The sequence below is a fragment of the Candidatus Culexarchaeum yellowstonense genome, from assembly GCF_024707025.1.
Classification (GTDB): domain Archaea; phylum Thermoproteota; class Methanomethylicia; order Culexarchaeales; family Culexarchaeaceae; genus Culexarchaeum.
Map to the genome: position 1 here is coordinate 1 of NZ_JANGFQ010000017.1, position 24,753 is coordinate 24,753.

Annotated in this window: 40 protein-coding genes and 2 pseudogenes; 28 read left to right on the forward strand and 14 right to left on the reverse strand. The window is 40.6% G+C overall.

Annotation, left to right across the window (positions count from 1 at the left end; all coding sequences use genetic code 11):
* Positions 1-214 precede the first annotated feature (214 nt).
* The gene (locus tag MRT15_RS04115; protein ID WP_304328194.1) at positions 215-859 is read left to right on the forward strand and encodes a hypothetical protein; all 645 of its coding nucleotides are present in this window, start codon (positions 215-217) and stop codon (positions 857-859) included.
* 2 nt (positions 860-861) lie between these two features.
* Here the strand turns inward: MRT15_RS04115 and MRT15_RS04120 are convergent, their stop codons facing one another.
* The 10 genes from MRT15_RS04120 to MRT15_RS04165 form a co-directional block, all read right to left on the reverse strand.
* Complete coding sequence (locus tag MRT15_RS04120; protein WP_304328195.1) at positions 862-1,143, reverse strand: hypothetical protein; 282 nt, start codon at positions 1,141-1,143, stop codon at positions 862-864.
* Entirely contained in the window at positions 1,144-1,359 is a 216-nt protein-coding gene (locus MRT15_RS04125; protein ID WP_304328197.1) for a hypothetical protein, read from the reverse strand.
* 190 nt (positions 1,360-1,549) lie between these two features.
* Positions 1,550-1,783 (reverse strand): hypothetical protein, encoded by a 234-nt coding sequence (locus MRT15_RS04130; protein ID WP_304328199.1) that lies wholly within the window; start codon positions 1,781-1,783, stop codon positions 1,550-1,552.
* A gap of 4 nt (positions 1,784-1,787) precedes the next feature.
* Positions 1,788-1,985, reverse strand: a complete 198-nt coding sequence (locus MRT15_RS04135) for a hypothetical protein (RefSeq protein WP_304328201.1) — start codon at positions 1,983-1,985, stop codon at positions 1,788-1,790.
* A complete protein-coding gene (locus tag MRT15_RS04140) occupies positions 1,973-2,203 on the reverse strand; it encodes a hypothetical protein (RefSeq protein WP_304328203.1) in 231 nt (76 codons plus the stop codon). Before MRT15_RS04140 ends, MRT15_RS04135 begins: the two co-directional genes overlap by 13 nt.
* On the reverse strand, positions 2,196-2,588 hold the full coding sequence (locus MRT15_RS04145) for a hypothetical protein (protein ID WP_304328205.1): 393 nt from the start codon (positions 2,586-2,588) through the stop codon (positions 2,196-2,198). The genes MRT15_RS04140 and MRT15_RS04145 overlap by 8 nt, the downstream gene beginning before the upstream one ends.
* Before the next feature lie 133 nt (positions 2,589-2,721).
* Positions 2,722-2,856, reverse strand: coding sequence for a hypothetical protein (locus MRT15_RS04150; RefSeq protein WP_304328207.1), 135 nt, complete (start codon positions 2,854-2,856; stop codon positions 2,722-2,724).
* Between the two features lie 67 nt (positions 2,857-2,923).
* Positions 2,924-3,106 carry a hypothetical protein gene (locus tag MRT15_RS04155; RefSeq protein WP_304328209.1) on the reverse strand — a complete coding sequence of 61 codons (183 nt, stop codon included), beginning with the start codon at positions 3,104-3,106 and terminating at the stop codon, positions 2,924-2,926.
* A complete protein-coding gene (locus tag MRT15_RS04160; RefSeq protein WP_304328211.1) occupies positions 3,058-3,393 on the reverse strand; it encodes a hypothetical protein in 336 nt (111 codons plus the stop codon). The genes MRT15_RS04155 and MRT15_RS04160 overlap by 49 nt, the downstream gene beginning before the upstream one ends.
* Positions 3,390-4,154, reverse strand: a complete 765-nt coding sequence (locus tag MRT15_RS04165) for a hypothetical protein (RefSeq protein ID WP_304328213.1) — start codon at positions 4,152-4,154, stop codon at positions 3,390-3,392. The genes MRT15_RS04160 and MRT15_RS04165 overlap by 4 nt, the downstream gene beginning before the upstream one ends.
* A gap of 58 nt (positions 4,155-4,212) precedes the next feature.
* Between MRT15_RS04165 and MRT15_RS04170 the strand changes: the two genes are divergently transcribed.
* From MRT15_RS04170 to MRT15_RS04210, 9 genes are all read left to right on the forward strand, one after another.
* Positions 4,213-4,467, forward strand: coding sequence for a hypothetical protein (locus MRT15_RS04170; RefSeq protein ID WP_304328214.1), 255 nt, complete (start codon positions 4,213-4,215; stop codon positions 4,465-4,467).
* Between the two features lie 185 nt (positions 4,468-4,652).
* Positions 4,653-5,093 (forward strand): C2H2-type zinc finger protein, encoded by a 441-nt coding sequence (locus MRT15_RS04175; RefSeq protein WP_304328216.1) that lies wholly within the window; start codon positions 4,653-4,655, stop codon positions 5,091-5,093.
* Between the two features lie 53 nt (positions 5,094-5,146).
* The gene (locus tag MRT15_RS04180; protein ID WP_304328218.1) at positions 5,147-6,139 is read left to right on the forward strand and encodes a hypothetical protein; all 993 of its coding nucleotides are present in this window, start codon (positions 5,147-5,149) and stop codon (positions 6,137-6,139) included.
* Between the two features lie 14 nt (positions 6,140-6,153).
* Entirely contained in the window at positions 6,154-6,579 is a 426-nt protein-coding gene (locus tag MRT15_RS04185; protein ID WP_304328220.1) for a hypothetical protein, read from the forward strand.
* Between the two features lie 46 nt (positions 6,580-6,625).
* The gene (locus MRT15_RS04190; RefSeq protein WP_304328221.1) at positions 6,626-6,988 is read left to right on the forward strand and encodes a hypothetical protein; all 363 of its coding nucleotides are present in this window, start codon (positions 6,626-6,628) and stop codon (positions 6,986-6,988) included.
* A 21-nt stretch (positions 6,989-7,009) separates the two neighbouring features.
* Positions 7,010-7,573 (forward strand): hypothetical protein, encoded by a 564-nt coding sequence (locus MRT15_RS04195; RefSeq protein ID WP_304328223.1) that lies wholly within the window; start codon positions 7,010-7,012, stop codon positions 7,571-7,573.
* 306 nt (positions 7,574-7,879) lie between these two features.
* On the forward strand, positions 7,880-8,380 hold the full coding sequence (locus MRT15_RS04200; protein WP_304328225.1) for a hypothetical protein: 501 nt from the start codon (positions 7,880-7,882) through the stop codon (positions 8,378-8,380).
* Positions 8,380-9,051 (forward strand): carboxypeptidase-like regulatory domain-containing protein, encoded by a 672-nt coding sequence (locus MRT15_RS04205; RefSeq protein ID WP_304328227.1) that lies wholly within the window; start codon positions 8,380-8,382, stop codon positions 9,049-9,051. Before MRT15_RS04200 ends, MRT15_RS04205 begins: the two co-directional genes overlap by 1 nt.
* A gap of 2 nt (positions 9,052-9,053) precedes the next feature.
* Positions 9,054-10,742: a carboxypeptidase regulatory-like domain-containing protein gene (locus MRT15_RS04210; protein ID WP_304328229.1), complete on the forward strand. Its 1,689-nt coding sequence runs from the start codon at positions 9,054-9,056 to the stop codon at positions 10,740-10,742.
* On the opposite strand, the gene MRT15_RS04215 is transcribed toward MRT15_RS04210, so the two are convergent.
* Positions 10,739-10,897 (reverse strand): hypothetical protein, encoded by a 159-nt coding sequence (locus MRT15_RS04215; protein WP_304328230.1) that lies wholly within the window; start codon positions 10,895-10,897, stop codon positions 10,739-10,741. The genes MRT15_RS04210 and MRT15_RS04215 overlap by 4 nt on opposite strands.
* Before the next feature lie 75 nt (positions 10,898-10,972).
* Here MRT15_RS04215 and MRT15_RS04220 point away from each other — a divergent pair, with 75 nt between their 5' ends.
* The 3 genes from MRT15_RS04220 to MRT15_RS04230 all read left to right on the forward strand — a co-directional run bounded on the left by MRT15_RS04220 (position 10,973) and on the right by MRT15_RS04230 (position 13,579).
* Complete coding sequence (locus MRT15_RS04220; protein ID WP_304328232.1) at positions 10,973-12,013, forward strand: hypothetical protein; 1,041 nt, start codon at positions 10,973-10,975, stop codon at positions 12,011-12,013.
* Positions 12,014-12,018: 5 nt separating this feature from the next.
* Complete coding sequence (locus MRT15_RS04225; protein ID WP_304328234.1) at positions 12,019-12,339, forward strand: hypothetical protein; 321 nt, start codon at positions 12,019-12,021, stop codon at positions 12,337-12,339.
* Between the two features lie 82 nt (positions 12,340-12,421).
* Positions 12,422-13,579, forward strand: a complete 1,158-nt coding sequence (locus MRT15_RS04230; RefSeq protein ID WP_304328235.1) for a class I SAM-dependent methyltransferase — start codon at positions 12,422-12,424, stop codon at positions 13,577-13,579.
* Here the strand turns inward: MRT15_RS04230 and MRT15_RS04235 are convergent.
* Positions 13,568-13,732: a ribbon-helix-helix domain-containing protein gene (locus tag MRT15_RS04235; protein WP_304328237.1), complete on the reverse strand. Its 165-nt coding sequence runs from the start codon at positions 13,730-13,732 to the stop codon at positions 13,568-13,570. The two genes, MRT15_RS04230 and MRT15_RS04235, sit on opposite strands and share 12 nt — an antisense overlap.
* A 68-nt stretch (positions 13,733-13,800) precedes the next feature.
* Here MRT15_RS04235 and MRT15_RS04240 point away from each other — a divergent pair, with 68 nt between their 5' ends.
* From MRT15_RS04240 to MRT15_RS04285, 10 genes are all read left to right on the forward strand, one after another.
* Entirely contained in the window at positions 13,801-14,028 is a 228-nt protein-coding gene (locus MRT15_RS04240) for a hypothetical protein (protein ID WP_304328239.1), read from the forward strand.
* Positions 14,029-14,931, forward strand: coding sequence for a hypothetical protein (locus tag MRT15_RS04245; RefSeq protein WP_304328241.1), 903 nt, complete (start codon positions 14,029-14,031; stop codon positions 14,929-14,931).
* On the forward strand, positions 14,931-15,431 hold the full coding sequence (locus MRT15_RS04250; protein ID WP_304328243.1) for a hypothetical protein: 501 nt from the start codon (positions 14,931-14,933) through the stop codon (positions 15,429-15,431). The genes MRT15_RS04245 and MRT15_RS04250 overlap by 1 nt, the downstream gene beginning before the upstream one ends.
* A 1-nt stretch (position 15,432) precedes the next feature.
* A complete protein-coding gene (locus MRT15_RS04255; RefSeq protein WP_304328245.1) occupies positions 15,433-15,816 on the forward strand; it encodes a hypothetical protein in 384 nt (127 codons plus the stop codon).
* A 6-nt stretch (positions 15,817-15,822) separates the two neighbouring features.
* On the forward strand, positions 15,823-16,185 hold the full coding sequence (locus MRT15_RS04260) for a hypothetical protein (RefSeq protein WP_304328247.1): 363 nt from the start codon (positions 15,823-15,825) through the stop codon (positions 16,183-16,185).
* Positions 16,186-16,289: 104 nt separating this feature from the next.
* A complete protein-coding gene (locus MRT15_RS04265) occupies positions 16,290-16,895 on the forward strand; it encodes a hypothetical protein (RefSeq protein ID WP_304328248.1) in 606 nt (201 codons plus the stop codon).
* On the forward strand, positions 16,892-17,506 hold the full coding sequence (locus MRT15_RS04270; protein WP_304328250.1) for a hypothetical protein: 615 nt from the start codon (positions 16,892-16,894) through the stop codon (positions 17,504-17,506). The genes MRT15_RS04265 and MRT15_RS04270 overlap by 4 nt, the downstream gene beginning before the upstream one ends.
* Before the next feature lie 17 nt (positions 17,507-17,523).
* Entirely contained in the window at positions 17,524-18,285 is a 762-nt protein-coding gene (locus tag MRT15_RS04275; RefSeq protein ID WP_304328252.1) for a hypothetical protein, read from the forward strand.
* A gap of 56 nt (positions 18,286-18,341) precedes the next feature.
* On the forward strand, positions 18,342-18,575 hold the full coding sequence (locus tag MRT15_RS04280) for a hypothetical protein (protein ID WP_304328253.1): 234 nt from the start codon (positions 18,342-18,344) through the stop codon (positions 18,573-18,575).
* 31 nt (positions 18,576-18,606) lie between these two features.
* On the forward strand, positions 18,607-18,843 hold the full coding sequence (locus tag MRT15_RS04285) for a hypothetical protein (protein ID WP_304328255.1): 237 nt from the start codon (positions 18,607-18,609) through the stop codon (positions 18,841-18,843).
* A gap of 55 nt (positions 18,844-18,898) precedes the next feature.
* Here the strand turns inward: MRT15_RS04285 and MRT15_RS12545 are convergent.
* Positions 18,899-19,255: pseudogene (locus MRT15_RS12545) on the reverse strand (DNA methyltransferase); the annotation flags it as partial.
* 870 nt (positions 19,256-20,125) lie between these two features.
* Positions 20,126-21,100, reverse strand: a pseudogene (locus MRT15_RS12550) (site-specific DNA-methyltransferase); the annotation flags it as partial.
* Positions 21,101-21,210: 110 nt separating this feature from the next.
* Between MRT15_RS12550 and MRT15_RS04295 the strand changes: the two are divergent.
* The 5 genes from MRT15_RS04295 (at position 21,211) to MRT15_RS04315 (ending at position 24,573) form a co-directional block, all read left to right on the forward strand.
* On the forward strand, positions 21,211-22,044 hold the full coding sequence (locus MRT15_RS04295; protein ID WP_304328258.1) for a tyrosine-type recombinase/integrase: 834 nt from the start codon (positions 21,211-21,213) through the stop codon (positions 22,042-22,044).
* A complete protein-coding gene (locus MRT15_RS04300) occupies positions 22,041-22,517 on the forward strand; it encodes a hypothetical protein (protein ID WP_304328260.1) in 477 nt (158 codons plus the stop codon). Before MRT15_RS04295 ends, MRT15_RS04300 begins: the two co-directional genes overlap by 4 nt.
* Positions 22,514-23,263: a phosphoadenosine phosphosulfate reductase family protein gene (locus MRT15_RS04305; protein ID WP_304328262.1), complete on the forward strand. Its 750-nt coding sequence runs from the start codon at positions 22,514-22,516 to the stop codon at positions 23,261-23,263. Before MRT15_RS04300 ends, MRT15_RS04305 begins: the two co-directional genes overlap by 4 nt.
* Before the next feature lie 602 nt (positions 23,264-23,865).
* On the forward strand, positions 23,866-24,105 hold the full coding sequence (locus tag MRT15_RS04310) for a hypothetical protein (protein ID WP_304328264.1): 240 nt from the start codon (positions 23,866-23,868) through the stop codon (positions 24,103-24,105).
* Positions 24,106-24,381: 276 nt separating this feature from the next.
* Positions 24,382-24,573 (forward strand): hypothetical protein, encoded by a 192-nt coding sequence (locus MRT15_RS04315; RefSeq protein WP_304328266.1) that lies wholly within the window; start codon positions 24,382-24,384, stop codon positions 24,571-24,573.
* Positions 24,574-24,753 lie beyond the last annotated feature (180 nt).

Genomic DNA, 24,753 nt, shown 5'->3' on the forward strand with positions numbered 1-24,753 from the left:
ATGAAGCCTCAAACATACTTAGAAGACTGAACAGTAAAAACTAAGACGCAAAATCCACTAAACCACACATAATTTTTATATGATCGTATGAAACGTAAACCTTAAAATCATACCAAGAAATCAGAAATATTTTGGTATGGTTCGCTTCTATACTCTCCCACCCTCAAGAATTTATTATCCATATTTATTTGTGACTTTTAGGCAGCGTGGAGAGTTGTTTAAGCGTAGGTTTGACCATGCAATTATGGATAGCAATGTTGGGTTATTCTTCTTCCACATGAAGCTAAGCGATTACCCCCCGAAATTTTTGGAGAGATATATGTATGTTGCAAGGAGTATTAGTGAAGCATTCGATGGGAGGATATTCATAACCATACCAGATTATCCAGCAGATTATTATGTTGATGATAAGCCAACTCCATCGGCAATGGATAATGTTGAGAGGACTTTGAGGAACATTGAGAGGTTCATTGGAATTGGTGGTGTAAACTGGCTTCCAGTTATACAGTCCAGGTATATGGATACGTTCAGCTTCATAGATTCATGTAATAGGCTTAGGGAAATTGTGGGTGGAGATTACCCTCAAATAGCCATTGGAACAGTATGCAAGTGTAGGAATGTGAAGTGGATAACGTATTGCTGCAAGTATGCGAGGAAGATCTTCCCTAGATCGTGGATTCATGCATTCGGCTTAACCCTCAAAGCCCTACCCCACGTTAAACGGTACATTGACAGTTGGGATTCAACTGCATGGACTTTCCCAAGAAGTCCTGGGAGGTGGAGTTGCAAGAACATGGATGAAGCTGTAAGATACTTCATGGAATACATGTCGAGGATAGGGGAAATATTGAATGGATGATTTCACTTGCATCTACATCTAGCCCTAAGCGTCATGACCATTTCCTCGAAGAATTCATGTAGAGCTGATTGTGCTTTCTCACGATCTTCAGATTCAAGTTTAGGCAGTATTTTATTCCATGTATATCCGAAGTCAGTCATCCTATATAGGAGCATGGTATAGTTGCAAGTCAATATGTCTTCCCCAATCATATATATTCCAGTGGTCAGTTTAAGTGCATCCTTCCTTATCCCAATATATTTCCCCATAAGTTCATTCATCGTCTTAACGAATTCCTCAGACATTCAGCCTATCCTCCTCTCAGCTTCCTCCTCTATACGTTTTATCTCCTCTTCACTTAGACCAGCTTCCCTAAGCTCCCTCCTCACATCATCCCTCCTTGCAACTCCATGTATGAATATTTTAGCCAAAGTCTCAGTGCATTTTACGGTTTTCCTGGCATTTGGAAGGAATATCTTGCATACTTCATATGCAACGTTATATGCGGTTTCTTCACTCACGATCTCACCATATTTACTTATACAAATTCATCCCTTATAGTTTTTCCTTAAATTAGCGGACCTAAACTTTGGGTTTAGGTCCTCTATTATGCCTATTTATGTGGTTTCACATTCAATATGAATTTGACTATTAATTCGAATAGTTTATCCAATAGTTTTTTCACGATCTTCAGTATGCTTTTATATTTCTTCATTCCATTTTGAATGGTCTCTCGGCGTATTCTATTACCTTTTCAGCTTCACTTTCACTTAGCCCAGCAGACATAAGCCTCTTCTTCACATCTTCCCTCTTCCAGACAAATTCCTCCTTCAATGCTTCATCAAGTATCTTTGATAGAACTGCAGTGCATTTTGCACGTTTCTCAACATCCTCAATTACGCTGCAAAGCTCATATGCAACGTCTACCTCCCCCTTCTCAGCCATAATTTCACCCCATAATCTTCTTCAATTCTTCCGCTATAAGTCTTCTTTCTTCTTCGTTGAAGTTCTTCCTCATCTCTTCCCTAACTTGATCTTTCACCTTTTCCCCCTCAGCCAATACTTTGCTCAATAGTTCCACGCATAATATGTTCTTCTTTGGATCCCTTATTACTTTGCATACTTGTCTTGCAATTACTTTTTCCATTCTACTCCCATCTCCATTAGTTTCCTCATTATTACGATTTTTGCTTCCCATGGGAGTTCTTTTAGTGGCTTCAAGTTTTCCTCTGTTGCTCCGTTTACGAGTATTTTGTGGAGTATTGCTCTGCATCTTGGTGCTTTTTCCACATCTACTTCACTGCATATCTCCTCAACTATCTCTCTTGCCATAAGTATCTTTATCTCTTCTTCTTCTTCACTCATATTTCCACCCCAACTCCTTCTCTAAGAATCTTTTAACCTTCTCCCTAATTTCCTTTTCCACAGTCAAGTATTTGCCCAACTTCTCCCTCTTGACTTCTTCAGCTCCATCCAATAATCTCCTCAAATATACTGCTTCACTTCCCATTGAAATGTCTTCAAGCTTCCTATTGAGGGATTCTGCAAATCTCTCTGGGAATGGTTTTGGCTGCCTTTCAACTTCCCTCAATATGAATTCAAATGTCTTCATATATTCATCTTCAAGCCCCTTCATGGATGAATAGTACATTAAATCCGTAAGCCACTTTATGGCTTCACTCATACGTCTCCTCGATAATGCACGCATACATCTCTCAACTGCCTCTGTAAATGTTGGATCGAATGCCAAATGCTACACCGAAAATCTATATGTAGTTCAAAGATAAAAATTATGTTTCTTCGATAAACCATTTAAATACTATTGCTAAATGGAAGATAAAAAAAAGAGGGGATGTTTGGGAAGCGAAATTTGAGGTAGCCTTCTATTTAACTGCCTCGAAGGCTGCCTTCATATTGTTGAATAGCTTTTCAAACACCTTTTCACATTTTTCATGTGGTACGCCTAGGTATCCGCAGACTTTGGCGGCATACTTGGCCTTTGCAATTTCCTTTGTCACGGTTTTTCACCCCCATATATTTTATTGGAATATACGCTTAAAATTGATATAAGGTTTTGTAGCACAATTATGCTTTCTCGAATTTTTCACGCATGTTCCTTATCATGTTTACTATCATGTTTGCAGCTATGGGTATTGGTATATCGAATTTGGATGCGAAATGCCTATAATACTTTACTCCAGCCTCTACTTGTCTATCCGTCAACCCTCTTTCCCTAAGTGTTGCTTTGAGTTCTTCAATTTCATCCATTCTTCATCCCACTCCATTTCACTCTTCAATTCCTCCAACTCCTCTTTGCTCATGGATTTCAATGCCTTTTCAGATGCTTCCCTCAATGCTCTTCCAACCTTCTCAACGTCTACGGCTTCTAAGCCTAGTATTATTCTGAACATGTTTATTGCAAGCCTAACTGATTCGCTTAGGCTTAACCCAGTCTTCATGCTTATCATCCTTATGAATTCAAGTTCATCGTTTGTAAGCCTTACATGTATTGCTTCAGTCAACCTTCCACTTGATGAGTTCCTAATTCTCTTCACTTTTTACCACCTTCCAATTCCATGAGCATTTCCTTTACCCTCTTCATTGTGTATTCGAATGCACCCATCCTCTTCAGTTTTTCAGCTGCCTCCCTTATCCTCTCCTTGTTTTCGGATGCCATTCCATATATTGCTTCCAATGCTTCACTTTCTTCCACTCCGAATTTTTCTGCTAATTCCTTTGCCAATGCTTCACAGTAGCTGCATTTACCATATTTTTGATCGTAGTATTCAGCTGCCTTCCTGGTTAATTCGACTAGTTGCCTCATCCCCTCAATTGCCTCCCTCAGTTTGGCTATGTCCCTTTGGCTCGTCAGCAATCTCTCACTCCATAGCCACTTCCTCCAATCCCTATATTTCACCTTTATCTCATCAAGCATCCTAGCCAATTCCTTATCTCTAACCATTGTTCCAAGGTCTTCTTCAGCTGTAACAGCTTCCTTCAACGCCAACTCTATCCTCTGCCTTGCTTCTGGGGTTATTTCGCCTTTGCTTAGGCTGAACCTCTCTGCTTCCTCCAATAGTCCTAATGCCTTCAAGTAATGTCTCTCCAAGCATTCTAAACAGTAGTCTTCCCTCGTTTGTCCTGGATAGCTTGGAGATGGAACTTCCCTTTCAAATGTAATTGGAGTTATCGATGGCGTTGGAATTGGGAGTGAAGGTTCCTCTACTTTCAATTCAGGGTTCCCCTTCAATCCATCCATTATTAGGTCCGTTAATGGGGGTATTATCCTAGCCAATATCTTCTCTATCTTAGCCATATCAAATGAATATTCTATTCTCATTAATTTTAAGTTTATGCTTCACATATTCAATATTGTGCCAAGTCATAGGGTTCACAAGCTTATCGATCGCCTAATCCTTGGGAGAAGCTATGGTAGAGTCCATAGATATATGGATTCGCTTTCATTCCTAGGACCATGGCATAGGTTTCTCCCTCCGCACGATCCATTTAGCCTATTGATACACGCAGAAAACCCGCAGGAGATATTTTCTGGATTAATGCATATATCCACAGACATTTTATCCAGTGAGTTGCGGAAGAGGATGCGTATGTATGGGAAACGCAGATGATATTAATTTTATTCGCAGAGTATTTGGTGGGGGTGGGGGTCCCATGAATGGTATAAGATTGCAGAAATGCATGGAAATCCACAGAATATATTCTACGAAATCCTGCGAGCCATATGCGTATATCTGTGAATACAACTGAAGAGATAAGTTTAATAGTGTGCGGAACATGAGTTTATGTGATGCATATGGCTGAATCTTCGGAGAAGGGTGAAGGTAAATATGTCTGCGAAATATGTGGTAGATCTTTTGATAGTCAGCAATCACTTGCAGCACATATGAAGCATTGTGGTAAGAAGGCTAAACCTGAAATTGAGGAATTGAAGTCGATGCTATATAGCCTTATGGATAGGGTTAAGGCTTTGGAGGATCGTTTTGGTGGAGTTAAAACTTCATCCGTTGAGAGGGTTATTGAAGTTGGAGATGAACCTGAAATTAGGAAGACTGTTAAGCTTCTACCACAGACAATACAATACTATAACTACTTCATATCCAAGACTGGATCTAAGATGAGCATAGATGAATTCATAAATGAAGTTATAGATGAGCATATGAGGGAATGCTTGGGGGTTGAAGTTGGAATAATAGTTAGACCTAAAATGGGGGGTGAGGGGAAACGGGTAGGATAAGGGAAGTCATAAAGAAGGCAAGCGAGGAAAGTGAAGAGGACCTGGATAGGGCATTGAAGGAGCTTGAGAGGGAGGAGCTTAGGAGAGCTAGGTTGGCTAAGCTTAGGGAGTATAGGCTTGAAAGTGAGAAGAGGGTTAGGGATTTGGAGAAGGAACTTAAAAGTTCATCGAATGAAAATAGCTCAGCATCTATAGCAGACATTGAAGCTGCAAAGATGCTTGCAGAACTTCCCGAAGAACAGAGGAAGAAGGTTTTAGCAGTTTATTCGGCTTTGAAGAGTGCAGGTAGAGGTGAATCTGCTTCAATGCTAATTCCATTGACAATATCCTCAGTACTATCGAATCCAAATGCATCAGTTGATAAGACTGCAAGCGTAGTTTTACAGACGATCGAGCATGTCAATAGGCTTATGGGTGAAAGGAGGGAATCGGGGTCTAATGTTTCAGAATTGATTAAGGGGGTTGCAGAATTGATTAGGGAGATATCGCCTAAGACGAGTGGAGGTATGGATGAAGATTTGAAGGAAGCATATAAGACATTCATGAGGGCTGCAGTGGACTACTATATGAATCCACCTAGACCAAGAACATGGCTTGACGACATATTGGAAGACCCTAAAAAACTGGAAATAGTTCAAAGGATATTTGGAGGTGGAAAGGAGAAGGATACCGAATATCTAAAGCTATTGAGGGAGATGAAGAGGGATGAAAAGGAGTTCCAGATGATGCTTAAGAAACTCGACCTAGACACTAAACTCAAACTATTACAGATGAGAGCTGAAGCCGAGAAGAGAGCTGCAGTTGAACGTGGATTCAAAAGATTAATTGCAGCTGCATCCGAAGCTTTAGGGGAAACTGGAGAGGAGGAAGAGGAGGTTGAGGGGAAAGCTGAAAGGGAGGAATCAGTGAGGGAGGGTAAGACTGGTAAGCCTAAGATCGAAACAATAATATGCGATGAATGTGGAGCTGAAATAAAGGTTGCACCAGACGCAAAAGTCATAGTATGCCCGAAATGTGGAGCAAAATACAGCAAAAAAGCTGAATAGGATTGTGAATGGAAATGGTCCTAGAAAAGTTTAAGGGGATAGCGATAAGGACACTCATAAATCTGGCCAGAGATGAAATCATAGCTGAATGCACTAGGGGGATAGTTAAACTATTGAGGGATAGCTCACCTGAAGACATATGGGAATACATAAATACACATCAAAACCTAATGGACGATCTACCCCCAAAATGGAGGAAGAGGGTTGAAAAACTTGTAAACGTTGCAAAGGCAAAGAAGCTTGAAAAACAAGTCATAGAAGTTTTGGATAGGATAACGGTTAAAGACATATTGAAATACCTATACTTGAAGACTGCTAAGAATTTGAAGGCTAGGAGCAACCTATACTTCATAGCTTCATCCCCTACATGCATGAATTGGCTTAAAAACAATTTGGAGTATGCTAAATCATACTTCAAGGAAAGGTTGAGCGAAGGATAAGAAACACTTATATTTTGCCTCAACTCATATTTGAATTGGTGAATATATGGCTAGGATAACTTTTAGGAAGGGGTTGACCTCAGCCATATATGGTGCATTGGATATAGGTTTAGAGGAACTCGACAAAAGTCAGGGTTGGACTGAGCCATTCAAGAATGCCACAGACATTGAGAGGGCAGCAGTATGTTTAGGTGGAGGATTAGTGAACTATTTGGGCATTGAAACAGACTTGACTGAGCCACTATTCTACTCCTCGCTACCACTATTTGAGAAGAGCATATACAAGGCTGTGAGAAGCTACGTTAAGAAGGGGTATACACCTAGAAGTGCATCTGAAGCTGGATTCGTAAGGATTACGCCATCACCACAAGTTCAGGCAACCCCAGTATCTAGGATAACAAGCTACTAAACGTTAATGGGCTGAGCGGGATTGGAGGACTTCAGCGAAGTTTTGGTTAGGCTACATAATTTTTTGCCTAGCCTACCAACTCCAAGGATAAACTACAACTGCGAATACACATGTCCAATGGCAAATGAATGTAATTATCTTGGATGCTACGTTAATGGCACTATAAATTTGAAGAGTTATGCAACTCCAGACGTCCTAGTACACGAGTATGGTCACTACATATTTCATAAGGCATTGGGATACGTCGATCACGTGGAGAGCGAGAAGTTTGCAAGATGGTTTGAGAAGAGCTTCTACAATCCAGTAATATGCGAGGAATGTGGAAGTCAATTAATATATAATTCGAGTGAAGCATTCTGCCCAAACTGCGGTACACAATATTATAGTAGCAATGGAAATGGATTGATAGGTGCAATTGGTAAGGCAATACTAGTAGGCTTAGGTGGAACACTACTGGGTGGATTCATAACTGGAATGCTCCCTGGAAAGGCTGAACCATTGGATGTGAAAATGGATAAAATTAGGAAGCTAACTGGAATGGGGGTCTCAACTGCACTCATATCATTCATAGCTGGACTGCTCTGAAAAAATTATATAACTCTTTTCAGCTATTATTATGATGACCTATCTCCGATATGTGGCGGATATGTAGCGCTGAATGGAGTGGGAATGAGGGGGTTCAGGATGAGGGGAGTTTCCGTTGCCCCAGAAAGCCATCAATGAAGCCCATAAGGCTAAGGTGGAACGGATAGTAAATGTTAACTATCCGACAACGGAGTTTCAACATCACTCCTAACATTTTTAACCCCCCTTCATGTGTGGAGTAGGTTACGGCGTCAATGTTCTAAAAAATTATATGGATGTATATGCCTAAACTATTTTGGTGAATGTATGCCTGAAGCTGAAATAACATTAAACTTTACACCTGAAGCAGTTCCAGGATGGACTGTTAAAGCCCATATAACCGTAATGGGTAAACCTGTAGGTAAAGGTGAAGCTGAATTAAGGCTATATGAAACTACTTGGTGGCAACCATTCAAACACAATTATGGTCCAGCATTGACTGATGAGAGTGGAACTGCAATTATAAGTGGAGTTGCAGGTGCATACTACCTCTTCGGTGCAAAGATCGACAACATATATTATGATGCAGTTGCAAAGCTCCTAGTGGATAAGGATGGAATTAAGGCTGGAACTGAGGCGAAGAAATCATTGGTGTTTGAAAATGGTACATGGCATGATCCAAGTGGAAACGTTAAGGGTTTAACGTTCGATTTCACATCTCCAACCAGTGAAGTTTTAATATGCGATCAATGTGGTTCAGCATTAAATGTACATGGTGAATTTGCATTTTGCCCAAATTGCGGAGCAATATATGAGAGGCGAGTGTAATGCCAAGTGAAGCTGAATTCACATTGGAGATAACTCCACCTGAACATCAAGTTACAGTTTTAGTTGTAGATCCAAATGGAAAGCCTTTGGAGGGGGCAACTGTAAAACTCTACAATAGGCTTCCATTCACATTTATAGCTGAAGCAAAAACCGATGAGAATGGTAAAGCATACTTCGATGGGTTAATGCCATGGAAATATATTCTTGCAGCAGACTATGAACCTGAAAATCTGACTACGCCACCAGAATGCTTCGATATTCCACTTGGAATGGAAGTTAAACACTTCTTCAAACTTAAAGCTACACCTCCACCACATGAGTATATAATGAAGATTCAATGTGGATGGGCTCCAATAGCAGGTTTGGCTGAATGGCTTGTTGAAAACGTAAGTCTAATTAGGGATACGATCATAGGGTATCCAAACCACGAGTTCATTGAGGCATATGTCAAGGATAGCACTCTATACATTAGGTTTAGGGTTACAGGTTCACCATTCCCATGGGCTGCTGTTGGAGCATTACTGGTTATACTGGCTTTACTGGCCATCATAGGATGGGAATTGATGGAGATTACCAAGGCTATACCTAAAACTACATGGATACTTATAGGTGGAGCAGCAGCAGTTCTAGCGATATCAGGCTTGGTTTCAGCTGTGAGGGGGAAGAAGTAGTTATGCCCGAGTATATTGCAGGTTTTACATATACATTTACGATCTATCCTAAAAGGACTGATTTGGAGGTATGGTTTAAGAGCTATGACGTCAAGGGAGCGGAAGTTGAATTAGACCTATACTATGCAGTTCCAGGATATTATGAATACTTCTTGATTGGTAAGGGGAAGATACATACCGATGAAAATGGAAATATAATTGAAGATTCAGTTTCATATACTGGCAAATTCAATCATGTTGGAAGCTTAACTCTAGTTTTAAGGGCTATTCCACCCGACGTTTATAGGGGATATGAAACTGTAACTGTAAGGTATCCTAGGCTAATTGTAAAAGTCACAGATGACAAGGAGAATCCCCTTGAGGGGGTTGAAGTTTTAGCATATCCTGAAGGATGGGTTAGCCCTCTACGTGGAGTTACAGATAGCAGTGGAGTTGCAATTATAGATTTACGTGATCCATCTACAGCTGCACCAATAGTGGATTTATCTTTAAGGGTTTATGCGAGGAAAAGTGGATATGACAAGTATCCAGACTACACATTCCTAGGGTCTGCTCCATCCCCATTGAGTACAGGTGACGATACATCGATATCTGGAGTATTACATTACACTGCACCTAAACCTCCAGTTGAAGTCACCGTGATCGTATATGATTATACAACTGGATATCCAATTGCAGGTGCAATGGTTGAGCTAAATGCACTTTCAACATCGACGGACAGCAGTGGGAAAGCTAAATTCACAATTTCAACTGGAAGCTACCCATTGACGGTATCTAAATCTGGGTATGAAACTTATAGTGGAACTGTAAATATAACTGAACCATGCACAATCGAAGTCCATCTACATCCAATATACATTACAGTTACAGTTAGAGTCTACGATGCATATACGAAGAAGCCTATTCAAGGTGCAACTGTAACCCTAGACTCAACCCCTAAAACCACGGATGCCGATGGAATTGCAGTCTTCACGAATGTTCAGGGGGCTAGAACTGCAAGCATAAAGGTTGAGTATCCAGGCTATCAAGATTATGTTGGCGAAGTATCGCTACCAGCTGGAAACGTTGAGATAGGGGTTGAATTGATTCCGAAGATAGTCCTCCCCAAAATTACTCTTTCAGTTGACAAGACAAGTATAGCTGAGGGTGAAACTGTAACCTTCACTGTTGAGCCATCAGATATAGATGTGGATCTATATGAAATTATAGGCACGGAATACAAGTATATATTGACATTTAGGGGGCAGACATCACTTAAACCTGAAGCTGGAGACCATACATATGCAGCTAGATACATCTATAAGTATGGAACATATACTGCCGAAATATGGAGCAACGTTGTCTACGTACATGTTGAAGCAGGCAAACCATATGCAGTTGAGAATTGGACTGTAAGGGTGAATGTTCAAGTTAACAGTGAACCCGTAGGTGAAAATGAAGCTGAAGTTGAATTGATCGAGACAACTGAATGGCAGACTGTTAAACATCACTATGGACCCATACCCACGGATTCAAATGGATGGGCAGTATTCAGCAAGGTTGCAGGCGCATATATTCTTGCAGGGAAAAAGTATAGCGACATGAAATACGATGTAATTGCAAGGCTTAAAGTTGAAAAGATGGGCATACCTGCTGGAAGCACTTTGAAGGCAAGCCTAATTCTTGAAGATGGAAGCTATAAGACTGGCTAATACCTAGTTATCCTCGAAACCTTAACGATCGAGAGCAAGTATTCCAATGCATCTGAGGAAGTTTTAAATCTATCCCTATTTTCAAGTAGGAATAGTTTCCAACGCCTATATAATTCTGGAGTGCATCTAATCACGATCCTCTCAGTCTTCTCCATTTTGTACACCAAGATACCAAGTGAGCAAATATTCAAATAAATATTTCCCAACCTTTGATTTGGGAGTGATCTGTAATGAGTGTTTGGGATCCAGTTGTGGAGTTTCAGTTCAAGCATACTGGGAGTCAAGCTGCAGGTGAAGAGTGGGTTAGCCCAGATGCATATAAGCTTCCACCTAATGAGGTCCTAGAGATTTTTAGGCTTGAAATAATTCCGCCAGTCAATGCTGATACTGGCTTGATTAGGAAGTTTAGATATGTGACATTGATGATTGAGGGGAAGGAGTATGAAACTTTGAGGATTAATAGTGTTATGGCTCCATTGGAGCATCAAGCCAATGTTGGTGTAGCAGTTGACTTCGGCATTCCATATCTTCATAGACCTATAACTGGAATTATTCCAGGTCCACTTGAAGGCACATGCCCAAAAGTTGCTAGGGGGCAGACTTTAAGTGTTAAGACTGTGGCTGATGAAGCTATAAGTGAGCCTTACACTATTGTTTTGAAGGCTGCTAGGGTTAGGGGGCAGGACATGTTGCTGGAGAAGGTTGGAACTCCAGTTGTGGGTGGGAGAATTGAGCTCGACAAGGAGGAATATGTGAAGGAGCCTGTTCCAGTTTCACTTGAAACATGGAATGAGTTGCCTGGTGGTTTGGCTCAGAAGAAGCCTCAGGTATTCCCATGGTTCACATATGCAAGGAATAAGGTTGATACAACTCCAAACCAGTGGTATGACTTCGAATACTATGCCAAGGTAAACTATGATTGGATGAATCTATCATGGAACCTAGTGAATAAGGAGAATGCATATATAGTGACGCATTTAGGCGTTATACCACACAGCAATAGCAAGGCTTTGAGGTTCTATGTTGAGGGTAGGATTACAATGCCAGAATTTACCACTAGACCACTTCCAGAGAAGAACTTCTTCCCACCTGCAATGTACTATGATACAAGTGTAAATGCAAATATTAAGTTGGCTGGTCCAAAGAAGCTTATTAAGCCATTCCTATTCCATGGAGTTAAGGGTGGAATACAAGTAATAGACAATGGAACAGCAATCCCTGCAAATGGAGTTGAGCTTCATGTTTATGGAGTTAAAGTTGTATTGAGGTGAGAGGAATGGATAGGAATACACTTATAGCTGCAATGATCGATGTGAAAACAGCCACAGTGATTCCTGGAACAGTTTCAGCTGGAGCCATAGCAACCGTAACTGTAACTGCAACTGGAGTTAAAACCACTGACTACGTTATACCTCTACCCCCATCAGACCTTCAAGCTGGACTAGTACCCTTCGGTGCATATGTATCCACAACAGACAGCATAACTGTTAGACTCTACAATCCAACCACATCTGCAGTCACCGATACCACTGGCAAGACTTGGAGGTTCCTAGTGGTTAAACCTGCGATAACGCCGTTCTATCCAACTCCAACGTAGCATTGCAACTTAAACCATAATTCAACCCCCATTTTTTTCTCATGAGTAACACTTATTAACTGAATCCATAATAGTCTATTTTGTGTCTAAGCATATCGTTATAGGTATACCTGTTTGGGGTGTTGGTAGAAACGTTTTGACGCCTAGGTGGGCTGCAAGGCTATGTGAAGTATTCTATAATTCTACGAGGATGCATCCTACACGCATATATTTCGACGACTACCCAAACCTAGAAGTTTCACGCACTAGGATTGCTCAGAGCCTCGATGATGGATGGATCTTCTTCCTGGATTGGGATGTCATTCCACCTGCAGACGTCATACCTAGACTATTGAAGCATGATAAGGAGATTGTGAGTGGAATATACTTCAATAGGTATCCACCATACTTTCCAGTGATATATAGGCATAGGAAGGGTGCATTATATGAGAACATATTATCCTACCCAAAGAATCAGCTTATACGTGTCGATGGTGTAGGTTTAGGTTGCTGCTTGATAAGTAAAATTGTCTTTGACACTATACCTCAGCCATGGTTCAAGTTTGAAGGCATATATGGTGAAGACCTATACTTCTGCCGTAAAGCCTCAAGACACTTCGACATATATGTGGATACAAGTGTAGTGTGCGAGCATGAATCAGTTGTGACTATAGATGAAAACATGTATCAAGCCCTGAAGAATAGACTCTACACTGAAGCCACTGTAAACAAGTATAATAGGCTTGCAGAGGCAGTTGAAAAGGCACTTGATGGACTTGAATTCAACGTGATACTTGACATCGGCTGCGGGCAAGGAACCTTGGGCAATGTATTTAAGAAGCATTGTAAGAAGCTCATAGGCATAGAGCCATATGAACCCTACGCTAAGTTGGCGAGGAAAGCTGGCTACGATGAAATCATAAGTGTAGATGTTAGGAAAGCTGAAGTTCCAGTGGCAGATGCAGTGGTAATGTTGGACTTCATAGAACACATCCCGAAGAAGGAAGGCTTAAAGCTGATACAGACATTGCAGAAGACTGCTAAAATGATAATAGTTTCAACTCCAACCAAGTTTCATGATAACCTCGACATAGTGAAGGAGTCTGGAAACCCATTTGAGGAGCATGTATGCCTCTGGAGTAGGGGGGAGCTTGAGCAGTTGGGCTTCAATGTAACTGAAATTGCATTGGACGACGTGTTGAAGGTAACTTATGGGAACTTGTTGTTTGCAGTTTGGCTTAAACCCTCCCTAAATGCCTGAAACCCTCTTTCCACGGATATATTCAGCCAGTATCCTCCTTACAACTTCCCCTAAAGGTTCACCTCTACGGATTCTAAGCTTCCTCAACTGTTCAGCTACATCCCTATCCACTGTGATCGTGGTTGGATCATGTAGGTATCTATGTCTAGGCATACCCATAACCCATTAGTTATCAAAAATATAGAAATATAACTGAATGTAATAAAAGTATTGGTGGTTTTATGGCTTGTAGACGTGAACTTAAAAATCTTATTGATGCAATCAAGGAGTATGGAAGATGGTATGCAACTGTGGAGAGGGCTTTCCATGAATGCAACGTCCATGGAAATAGTGAGCGTTGTGAAGAGGCAGCTAGATTGGTGGATGCCGTACATAGACTTGATGAAGACCTTGAAGAGAAGATTGCAAAATTATCAGAATGCCTAAGGAGGGAGAAAGGGGGGAGCTAAATGGGAACTGAAATAGACATTAAACGTATCTGGAAGTATACTGGTGAAAGCTTCCTAAGTGCAATTCCAGTTGATTTGAATGCAGGGGAGAATAAGGTTGCAGAGTACAGTGATTTCACGCCAAACATAATTGTAGTTCAAGGGTTAAGCTTCAATAGGGTTGACGGCCTAGTATTCCACATGGATGTGGATAGATATACTGATGTTGTGAAGCTCGATAACCTTGCAGTTGCAAGGGGATTGGATTATGAGGAGAAAGTTAAGGTTCCATCCACGATCATAACTTCAATGAGGATATATGCCCCCTCAACAGTTTCCGCATATCAGTGGAGGCATAGGGTTACAGTATTCAAACCAACAGTTGCAATGAAGCTTCAACTTGGCGTTAAGCTATCTGGAAATGAACCTGAGCTTGCTGAGAAGTATGGTCTACTGCAAGCTTTGAGGCTATCAACACCTGAACCATTCAACATTTATAGTGGAATAGAGGAGTTTAGAACTATTGCAGTTAAGATGTCTAGTTCTGGAACCATAGCTAGGCTTCCAGTTCCAGCGGGGAAGAAGATAATATTGACTGGAATATCAGCTGCAAGGCCAACTTCTCCAGGTGCAGCATACATAATTGTGGAAAGGGATGGAGTTGAGAAGACCTTGAGCCTAGACCCATACTGCCTCCCAGAATTGAGCTATGAAGCACCATTGAGGGTTATAGGGTTGGATAAGATCGAGATAAGCTTGGACGTGAAGACTTCTGGAAACTATTACGTTAGAGTCTCATATGGTATTGGTAGGCTTACGTTACGTGAGAAAGTCATGTGGATTCCAAGTGAATTAACTCCCGATGAGCGTAGAGAGGCAGAGGAGAAAGACCTCTTCGACAAGGTTGCAGCTGGGGTGAGCTGATGAGTGTTAAGGTTGATGGTGTCGTCGAGATACCCAGACATCAGTGGTACCAGCTCATAGACATATTCACAAGAGTAGATGAGCAGCTTGAGGTCTTAATCAAGCAGATTGACTACACGAACAAGCTACTTGAGGGTATAGCTAAATCTCTCGGTGCAGCGGTTAGACCTCCGACAGAAGCCATTTTGGCACCTCCAGCACCAGCAGTTACCACGGTCGAAGAGGTACTGAACAACAGGTATAAGGTGTTCAAGCTCGACCTGAGTGTGGCAAGGAATAATGAGCCACTCGGTTTGAGGGATATGGGTATCGTTGCTAAGAGTGCTGTTGTCACAAGACTTGACAGTCCAGCATCTTGGCGTAGAAATGACCCGACGACGGGTGAACCCGAAGAACTCTACACAGGCTACAGGGTTGACAACTTCGCCATTGAAGAGCTATACATAACTAACGACGTCGGCACAGGCTATCTAACCATAGTTGTCGAGTGGAGGGAGTGAAATGAGCACTGCAATAATAACCAAAACCAAGGTTTCAATTGGAGCTATAGAGCCTAGTACACTTACAATTTCCATTGATGTGAATATGCCTGGTGGAACTACGGCTAGACTTGAAGTTTCAACTGATAGGGGCTATATTCAGCCTGGAATATTCACTTTAACCACAGAACCAGAAGTTCAAGGTGAAGTCTACGTGCTGCTTGATGGCACGGAAGTGAAGCTTTTAGAGCTGGATGAGGATTCAATGGTGGATGTGGATGTCAATGAAGATTTCGGGGAGATATTAACCAAGAAGATTATACTTGTAGGCAAAGCTAAAACGAAGACTACAGCGATAAGGAAAATAACTTTAAAATACTCGGGAGGGATATTTGAGTATAGGTGACAAAATATGCCCAAACATAAATGCAAGGCAATCATACCAGAAGCTTTGAAGGGAGTATGGTATGTTGAAAGCCCAGAGGGGACGAAAGTGTTTGAAGAGGAATATGAGGGTGCTGGAACATATGAGGCGGAAGTTGAATCAACATCATACTCTGCACACATGTTCGTCGATGCAGGCATAAGGGCTACTGTGGCTGAAGGGAAAGTCTACATCACACAGGAACTATACCTCACAGTTACACCTCAGAGGATGGTGACATTATCCCTCCCAGTGACTGAGAAGCCTAAAGTCCTCGTAACCACTGAAAACCCATTTATTGCATTGGGCAATAAATTTAGAACGGTGGTGACCGTAAGTGTCAGTAGTTAAGGGTGTAACTAAATTGAAGACCACTGCATATGCACTTGCAGTTGACTGTAGAAAGGTTACAGTCAAACTTAAAAGTCCAACAGTAACCGTGGAGGTGAAGTAGAATGCTGAAGGGTACAATTGAAATACTTGTAAAGGATGAGAATGGGAAGATTGTGAAGTACGGTAGGCATGAAATGCACAGCTTCCTAAATAACTTCCTCAAATTCCTCGAAGCATTCATGAGGAGTAATGGTACTGGAAGCGTAACTATAACTGATACTGGTGGAACGGGTAGAACGGTCTATGGAACACATCGTGATATACTCTTTCATGCTCAGATGGGTGTACTTGCACCTGACAACGATGACACATATGGGATAATTGTGGGTTCGGGAACTACACCTGTCAACTTGAATCAATATGCACTTGTCAGCAAGATATCACACGGTACAGGTTCAGGTCAACTCGACTACAATCCAATTACAGTCGATGATTACAACGTCGACACAAGCGTTTCACCTCCAGTGTATAGGCTTAGGTTTGTGAGAAGCTTTGCAAATGCCTCTGGTGCAACTGTAACAATAAATGAAGTTGGAATTGTAGTGAGGTATAGGTGTAACAATGACCTTAGATTTCTAGTTGCAAGGGATGTGCTGCCAACCTCATATACTGTGCCTGCAGGTGGAAGTGCAACTGTAGCTGTAACTGTGGAGGTGGAGCTTGGATGAAAATTAAATGTGAACTCATAGTTGAAAGGGATGGGAAACCCATCTATAGAGGCGAATCGAAGAGCTTCCTAAAGAACTTCGGGATAGTTTTAGCTGGAATGCTGAAGAATAATGGTGACGGCTCAACTGGGAAGACTGTATCGGGAATTATAGATATGTCTGGAGTATCCAAGAGTGCGGTTGTGGAACAATATGTTAGTGATACATATGCAAAGTACATGAGGATTATGGGAATGAATGCTGGAGACAACGATGATTCATATGGTATATTGGTGGGTTCAGGTTCAGACCCAGTTTCATATAACGATTACAAGTTGTCAAGCAAGATAAATCATGGGACAAGCCCTGGACAGCTAGACTATGAGCCGCATGTAATCGCCTCAAGCTACAGTGATACGAGCAGCTACGTCGAACTCTACAGGACATTCATAAACAAGACTAGCAGTGATATAATTGTGAGAGAAGTTGGGATAGCAGCATGGACATATTCAGAGGTTATAAGTGGTATCGATGCAAAATACCTTGTTGTAAGGGATGTGCTGCCTGCACCTGTAAAGGTTAAGCCTCTTGGAAGCTTGACGGTGAGGTATAGGGTTAGCCTCTCATTGTAGCGTGGTGAACCATAATGATGTCTGCTAGGAAGGCAGTGTTATACCTAGTTGATGTTAGCTCTGGAAAGCTCTATCCAATTAAAGTCACAGTGCTACCTGACGGCACAGCACTATTACCGATAAGCTTGGAGAAGGATGCTGTTGGATTGGCGACTGAGTCAACTTTAAGTGCCATTAAAAGTCAAATCGACCAGCTTACATTCGACGAGTATGGTAGACTGTACATTCACGACCCATTAAACCTAGATGTTCCACTCAGCACTGTAAGGGACAACATGAATATAGGGCGTATAGGCGGAACTCCGCAGACAGGTGACGATTGGACTCCATACATACAGAACATCGCTAACCTTGCCACTGAAGCTACACTTCAAGCTTTAAGCGGTAAGCTTCCATCAACGTTGACTGACCTTGGCAATTTAAGGGTTGCCATATATGAACGTTACAGTGGATCCATAACTCTCGCTGCATCTGCTACGAGGACTGAGAGTGGAAACACTGATGACATTGATGTTGGCAGACTCATGAAGGGGGAAATATGCATAGATGTAACGGATGTAAGTGGAACAAGCCCAACGCTCGACGTCTACGTGGAGGGGAAGGATAGGGTGAGTGGGAAATATAAAACGTTATTCTCGCAGACTGGCATAACCAGTACAAATACATTTTGGACTCCAAACCCAATAGACATAGCATTCAAGTATCTTAGGGTTAGATGGGTTATTGGTGGAACAAATCCAAGCTTCACATTCAGCGTCAGCCTAGAAGGTAAAAGCTAAATCAACACAAACATTTATTTACCTTCAACATACAATTAAACTAATGGTGACATATGATGGATTCATGGCTCACTGAAGTTATAACCGTTACAGCCCCGTCAGCAGCGAAGATCGTCATGTCAGTTTACGATAAGCTTAAAGGCATGAAGGATGATGAAGCAGACCGAGCGATACTTATACTCTTCCTAGCACAAATCATAGAGCAAAATAATGTGATGAACAGGAAGCTGGACAGTGCCAATGAAGCTTTAGCCATACTGCTTAAACGATCTGAGAAAACTTTTAATTGAACTTTTCTAATGAGTTAATTGGGTGAAAATTTTGAATGAATGGTTATATGCAGCCATAGGAATACTTGGGGCAATTATAGGTGTGATCGTGCATTACGCATACATATTATGGCAGAGACGTGACATTATAGGTTGGACCATAGACTACTGGGTTAAAGCGTGGAGTGATGGAAAAATAACGGTTGACGAGGTAATGACTTTCCTAAACACCTTGATTGAGAAGCTCAACTTAAAGGATAAAATCATCGTGCAGAAGGTTTCGAAGTGATGAAGATCCTAGGCTCGAGCTATCGGCACATATATTGCTACTAGTATCCTATGGTTTAGGTCCGCTTGAACTCATCTAAACGTTTCTGTTTAATGAATGGTTCAAGCCTCTCCTCCATAAGCTTGCAGTATTCAGGGTTTATGTCTATCATTATCCATTTGATATTCCATTTCACGCTTCTAGCAATATTGTTGACTGGTATGCGGAACTCATCCCACATGGCATGATTAATAAGTTCACATGTATATGCCACTGTTCCACTTCCAGCCAATGGATCCAGAACTATTCCATCTGGTGGGCATGAAGCAAGTATTGGACGTAATGGAAGTTCAGGTGGGAATACTGCGAAGTGGGCGCCTTTGAATGGCTTTGTTGGAATGCTGAAGTAATCGCCTGGATTCCTCCCCAATGGGTGAGGTTGAGGTAAAGCTAACCTTATCTCTTCATCTATGTAATCATCATATTCACCTAAGTTGAGCAATGGTTTGAGAAGGTTCCATGTTTCCCTATTTGGCAATGCCTGACCTGAAAAATCAGTTCTAAAGTAGTGTTCAAGTGTAGTCTGCTTTACACCAGTGATTTCGGCAAGTTGTTTGATCGTGTATCCCGATTCTTTCAACTTAGCTTTCAAGTATGCACCTACATCTAGGATCCTCTGCTTAACATGGGTTGTAAGCTTGCCATTCATCAAAGTCTTAACGGACCTTGCAGCTGGACTGGCCGTTTTAACATCTGCTTCAAGATACTTGCTGTTCATTGGGATGTTGAATATATCGCCAGGATTTCTTCCAAGAGGGTTTTGTTCAGGTAATCCCAGCATCCTCATTAATTGACGTATCCTTCCGAGATTATAGTACCATGATGTTTCCTTAGTTTCCTCATTCCACTTCCAAGTGTCTCCAATGTTTTTCCCCAATGGATTGTATGCCTTCACATGTAATGGGTCCATGTAGCTATAGTTTCCAATCCTCCCAACTGCTAGATCGTGTTTCGTAAATGATATTACGTCTCCAGGATTGCTGCCCAATGGGTGGCTCTGTGCATCATGCCACCAACTCCTCAATTTAGCTTTAACTTCTTCTGGAACTGGAAGTGAATCTATGATTTTATTCATCGTCTCCCTAGTCCCCCTATTCCATTCGGAAGCTGCTTTAAATGATTCTGGAGCTTCATCCCCTCCCTTATGATCGTATGCAATTCTCTCCTTCACTGCCTTCTCATATTCCTTTAGGCATATTTGGATTAGTTTTTCAAGGTTTCCATTAGATTTCCAAGTGTCACCTGGATTTCTGCTGAGTGGATGTTGACCTAGATATCCGCTTGGACCAATATTCCCCGCACCAACACTTACCGCTAAATCGTGCTTCGGAGTTTTAGTGTCAAGCCTAGTTCTCCCCAAATCCTTTATGCTTGTATGAGGCTCTCTAATGTTGTCTAAATTGTAATAGTATTTTCGGCTTTTAACGAAGTGGAATATGTACTCATATGTTTGTGCTAACCTATCCTTGACACTGCATGGCATTGCATTGGGCTTATGCCATATTATTGCGTTTCTAAGTATCCATCCATCATCGATCAATGCAAAAGCCACACGCCAAGGAATGCCCATCAAACATTTAGATGGGTAATTAACGTTTCCCCTGATCCTCCTCGCCTCAATGCTTTGATCCCTGCTGTGAGGTCTTTCCCATCCACTTCTACCAAGGCTTCCAGTTGGCTTAGAGGCATAGGTATCACCAATGTTGAGCCATAATGAGCCAGTCTTCTTCAATACACGTTTAACCTCCTTGAAAAGCTCTACTAGATGATCAACATACATTCTCCAGTCAGGCTCCAAGCCGAGTTGCCCTTTCCATGCACCACATTTAATGCAGAATGAACCATGGTCCTTTGAAATTGTATGTGTAGCTTGTTTTACTCCATTTGGGTGGGTTGGGTTTTTCAACGTGTTCCACCGCCAAGACTTCCAATTTGATGGGATGTATTCCCCCCATTCATGCTCGCAGTTTGGGTTTCCACCGAATATTGTCTTAACTTCTTCTCCACCATAAACTCTCAAGCCATAGTATGGTGGCGAGGTTACCACGCAATCAACTGATTCGCTTGGCATTTGCCTAAGCAGCTTATATGCGTCTCCACAGTGAATTTTATTTAGCCATTCTTGAATTGGTTTTTCTTTGCCTAGGTAGATCCATTTTCCATCTACGACTTCGTAGATGTATGTTTGTTTGTAGTACCTTTTTCTAACAGTTACCATACCAAAATATTTTTGATTTTTTGGTATGTTTTAAGTTTTGCGTTTTCGTTCTTGTTGTGATAACCGCAAAATTCATAAGTTGAAATTTCAAATTTTGATTTATGCTTGATTTGGAGACTTTTTCTTCCAGAGCTCAGAGGGTATATAAGCCTTCAAGTCTAAGGAGGAAGCTTAAAGTCCTAGCATTATATGATGAGTTCCTTAAGAAGAATAAGTTGAGTGTTGGAGTTGAGAGTTTAGCTAAATGGATGGATGAACTTGGTAAACGTGTTTCACCATCAACTTTGGGGGCATATGCCCGTGACGTTTTAAGCTACTTTCAAATAATGCTAATGGATTTGGATGAGAGGAAGCTTAAAAGTTTGAAGATGATGATACCATCAATAGCTGCTTCACTTAAACCTGCTGAACGCTTAACTGTTGAGGAGGTTAGACTGTTGATTGAGAATTCACGTTACCCTCATAGATTGATATACTCGTTATGCTATGCGTATGGTAGACGTCTAAGCGAGGTTTTAAATGCAACTGTAGATTTAAAGGCCAATACGATAACATTCCCAATACTTAAGCGTAAGGCAGGTGAAACTGCGACATTCAATCTTGAACCATGGATTAGAAATATGATTGAGGAATATTTGAAGATGGGTTTCGGAACTCCAAATAAATTGTTCGATTTAACCGATAGGGCTGTGGAAATAGCCTTCAAAAGGGATTGTGAAAGGGTTGGGATAAAGCCTAATGGTAGAAAGCTTAGAGTACACTTGCTTAGACATAGCATAATAACACATCTAATTGAGAGAGGGGTCCCAATAGAGATCGTAAGCAAATATTTGGCTAGACATAGAGATGTTAGAACCACATTCCAATTCTACGTCTCAGCAACCGAAGAAATGTCAAAACAATTACCGAAAATACAGGAACTCCTCTGGGGTGAAGGGAAATGATTAGGGGACCTAAAGCTGCTAGGGGTTGGAGGTCCTGGTATCCATTCACGACTGGCGAATTCATTAGGGAATACCTTCTTAGGCATGGTGAAGCATACATATATGAGGTTTGGGATGCATTTAGGAGGACTTTGAGGGAAATGGATTTAAAGTGGTGGGGAGACTACAACTCATTCAGAAAATACTTCAACTATCTACAGAAGCTTAACTTGATAAGGTTCGTTAGGGAGGAGCCATCTGAATATCCATGGCTTGAACCCAGAAGATACTTCACAATAGTACATGAAAATGCAGATGTAATTGAAGCATGGACTAGGCCACAAGTAATCCTATACCCAGAAACAGTATATGGGAAGAGGAGATATGATAAGAAGAGGGATGAAGCTGAAGCATTGGGGATAACGGTTAGGGAACTAGCCTTAATAGAGCATCCAGAAATACTTGAAGTTAGAAGGAGGCTTGGAATAAAATGAGTTTAAGAGAGTTCATTGAAAAGCATGGTGTGAAGTCGATACTATGCTGCTTCTCAGGTGGAAGGGATAGCCTTGTTTCAACACACTATACACTTGTAACTTTGAAGGACCTAGACCTAGAGAAATATGTTTGCTTCGTGGATACAACAGTAATGCCTCCATGCATATACCCATATGTAAACATGGTTTTCGAAAGGATCTTCAAACCTCTAGGCGGGGAATGCCACATATTGAAACCTGAAAAATCATTTTGGGAACTTGCAAGGGAATGGGGAGTTCCACAGAAGAACCGTCGATATTGCTGCTACCACTTGAAGCTTAAACCACTATACGATTTCACATCCCATCTTAAACCAAGAGTTGCACATATACTTGGATTGAGGAAAACTGAATCCATGAGGAGAATTAATTTCAAATTCGCATACTGGGATCAAAAACATAAAATATGGAAACTTAACCCAATACTTGAATGGAACGATCAAGACGTAGAAAGATACATAAGGGAAAACAATCTCCCCATAAGCCCACACTACAAAATGGGAATACAAGAAACATGCATATGCGGAGCATTCACAACAAAGAAAACCCTAGAAGCCATAAGAGCCCACTACCCTGAACTACTAGAAAAATTCGCATCATTAGAAGGGGAATTTAGAAATAAGGGATCCGCATTCTACATTGGAAAAAGGATATACGCAAAGGAACTACTAAAACAGAAAACCCTAGATGAAACACTCAAACATTAAAATCCCCCTCCCCCCTACATCAATTCAAAACGCCTGGAAATAGCAAAATTATCATGATCTTATCCTGATTTTCATTTTTCATATGCATATAAAGGAAAAGACAAAGAACGTTCTTTGTCTATTTCTGTTATTAGATGATAACCGAAATTCTTATATATAAACTAAGCATAAAATAACATGATCAAAAATGGAAAGTCAAAACAGATATGAAAAGGTAAAAAATGCAAAATGTTTTATCTGCGGATCCAAACCACTTAAGCGGCCGTATAAACGAATACCTTTGATTTATCCTTATGGAACTAATAGTGACGTTTTGGTTTGTGGTAAGTGTTTCAGTAAGTTTAAGTGTATAATAGTAGAGTCAGGTAATCCTAAAGGTATTGTCTTAATTCCAATATCAAAACACTAAACCTTTTTTCTTTTTGTTTTTGTTGATATATACATTAATATTATATGTAAATTTTTAACGTAAAGTTTATAAGTAAATTTATCCATAAGTTTATTGATAAAAAATGGAAAGTAAGAATAGAGAAAAAAAGTTTAGGCCCTGGCGTTACATAAGGTTTTTCGGTGATAGTGAGTTAAATGCCAATGATATCGTTATGTGGTTTTTCGAAAGTCATGAAGTTTGTGATTTTAGTGAGTGTGGTTTATATATTGCTAGTAAACGAATTGAAAATGGTGAAAAGTTTAGAGAAATACGCTTAAAGGATTTACTAGAGTTTTACGAATATTGGACTCCAGTATTTGCGGACGGTGATAGAATAGCAATATTCTTTAGAGAAAATGACATTAAGACTTTACAAGAATTAATAGTGACTTTACTACTGAAAGACTGTTAAACCTTAAATCCAAACTCTCTTTTTTATTTTTTGTTTTATTATTCATTTTTAACGTATAGTTTTAACGTAAAATTTATATGCATATAATTCCATATCCATTATTGATCAATATGGAAAGTGTGAAAATAGACGATTTAATGTGGAAGATCCAAGAGTGTTTAGAGAAACCGAAACCGTATAAGTGGTTTTTCAATAAACCTAGGAAACTACGATCATGTTACGAATGTGCATTTTATGGAATATGTGAATTAACTAGGAACCTTAAGGGTGATCAAAATGGAAAGTAAAGTGATAAATGCAAAAACGTTTAGAGATATGAGTAATATAGAGATATTACAAAGCTTAGATAATGGTATTTCAGTATTGGAAAATAGGATAACGAAATTGGATAATAGTGAAATAGCATATATCTGCGACTTACTAGAGAGAATAACGAAAATCCTGAAAAACCAATTAACAAAACAATAAACCATTATTTTTTTTATCATTAAGCATTTTCAACATATAAATCTAGGTTTAACCAATCAAAAAGGATAGGTAATTTTATCAGATTCTGATAAGTTATATGATGTAAAGTTTTAACGTAAAGTTTAAATGTAAATATATACATAACTTATACTAGTTAAGGGTGTTCATATGGAAAGTAAA

Coding starts and splice junctions, on each gene's coding strand:
- MRT15_RS04120 (WP_304328195.1), bottom strand. CDS start 1,143: ATGTCTGAGGAATTCGTTAAGACGATGAATGAACTTATGGGGAAATAT.
- MRT15_RS04130 (WP_304328199.1), bottom strand. CDS start 1,783: ATGGCTGAGAAGGGGGAGGTAGACGTTGCATATGAGCTTTGCAGCGTA.
- MRT15_RS04135 (WP_304328201.1), bottom strand. CDS start 1,985: ATGGAAAAAGTAATTGCAAGACAAGTATGCAAAGTAATAAGGGATCCA.
- MRT15_RS04140 (WP_304328203.1), bottom strand. CDS start 2,203: ATGAGTGAAGAAGAAGAAGAGATAAAGATACTTATGGCAAGAGAGATA.
- MRT15_RS04155 (WP_304328209.1), bottom strand. CDS start 3,106: ATGGATGAAATTGAAGAACTCAAAGCAACACTTAGGGAAAGAGGGTTG.
- MRT15_RS04165 (WP_304328213.1), bottom strand. CDS start 4,154: ATGGCTAAGATAGAGAAGATATTGGCTAGGATAATACCCCCATTAACG.
- MRT15_RS04175 (WP_304328216.1), top strand. CDS start 4,653: ATGGCTGAATCTTCGGAGAAGGGTGAAGGTAAATATGTCTGCGAAATA.
- MRT15_RS04185 (WP_304328220.1), top strand. CDS start 6,154: ATGGTCCTAGAAAAGTTTAAGGGGATAGCGATAAGGACACTCATAAAT.
- MRT15_RS04190 (WP_304328221.1), top strand. CDS start 6,626: ATGGCTAGGATAACTTTTAGGAAGGGGTTGACCTCAGCCATATATGGT.
- MRT15_RS04200 (WP_304328225.1), top strand. CDS start 7,880: ATGCCTGAAGCTGAAATAACATTAAACTTTACACCTGAAGCAGTTCCA.
- MRT15_RS04205 (WP_304328227.1), top strand. CDS start 8,380: ATGCCAAGTGAAGCTGAATTCACATTGGAGATAACTCCACCTGAACAT.
- MRT15_RS04210 (WP_304328229.1), top strand. CDS start 9,054: ATGCCCGAGTATATTGCAGGTTTTACATATACATTTACGATCTATCCT.
- MRT15_RS04215 (WP_304328230.1), bottom strand. CDS start 10,897: ATGGAGAAGACTGAGAGGATCGTGATTAGATGCACTCCAGAATTATAT.
- MRT15_RS04220 (WP_304328232.1), top strand. CDS start 10,973: ATGAGTGTTTGGGATCCAGTTGTGGAGTTTCAGTTCAAGCATACTGGG.
- MRT15_RS04225 (WP_304328234.1), top strand. CDS start 12,019: ATGGATAGGAATACACTTATAGCTGCAATGATCGATGTGAAAACAGCC.
- MRT15_RS04235 (WP_304328237.1), bottom strand. CDS start 13,732: ATGCCTAGACATAGATACCTACATGATCCAACCACGATCACAGTGGAT.
- MRT15_RS04240 (WP_304328239.1), top strand. CDS start 13,801: ATGGCTTGTAGACGTGAACTTAAAAATCTTATTGATGCAATCAAGGAG.
- MRT15_RS04245 (WP_304328241.1), top strand. CDS start 14,029: ATGGGAACTGAAATAGACATTAAACGTATCTGGAAGTATACTGGTGAA.
- MRT15_RS04250 (WP_304328243.1), top strand. CDS start 14,931: ATGAGTGTTAAGGTTGATGGTGTCGTCGAGATACCCAGACATCAGTGG.
- MRT15_RS04255 (WP_304328245.1), top strand. CDS start 15,433: ATGAGCACTGCAATAATAACCAAAACCAAGGTTTCAATTGGAGCTATA.
- MRT15_RS04260 (WP_304328247.1), top strand. CDS start 15,823: ATGCCCAAACATAAATGCAAGGCAATCATACCAGAAGCTTTGAAGGGA.
- MRT15_RS04265 (WP_304328248.1), top strand. CDS start 16,290: ATGCTGAAGGGTACAATTGAAATACTTGTAAAGGATGAGAATGGGAAG.
- MRT15_RS04270 (WP_304328250.1), top strand. CDS start 16,892: ATGAAAATTAAATGTGAACTCATAGTTGAAAGGGATGGGAAACCCATC.
- MRT15_RS04275 (WP_304328252.1), top strand. CDS start 17,524: ATGTCTGCTAGGAAGGCAGTGTTATACCTAGTTGATGTTAGCTCTGGA.
- MRT15_RS04280 (WP_304328253.1), top strand. CDS start 18,342: ATGGATTCATGGCTCACTGAAGTTATAACCGTTACAGCCCCGTCAGCA.
- MRT15_RS04300 (WP_304328260.1), top strand. CDS start 22,041: ATGATTAGGGGACCTAAAGCTGCTAGGGGTTGGAGGTCCTGGTATCCA.
- MRT15_RS04305 (WP_304328262.1), top strand. CDS start 22,514: ATGAGTTTAAGAGAGTTCATTGAAAAGCATGGTGTGAAGTCGATACTA.
- MRT15_RS04310 (WP_304328264.1), top strand. CDS start 23,866: ATGTGGTTTTTCGAAAGTCATGAAGTTTGTGATTTTAGTGAGTGTGGT.
- MRT15_RS04315 (WP_304328266.1), top strand. CDS start 24,382: ATGGAAAGTAAAGTGATAAATGCAAAAACGTTTAGAGATATGAGTAAT.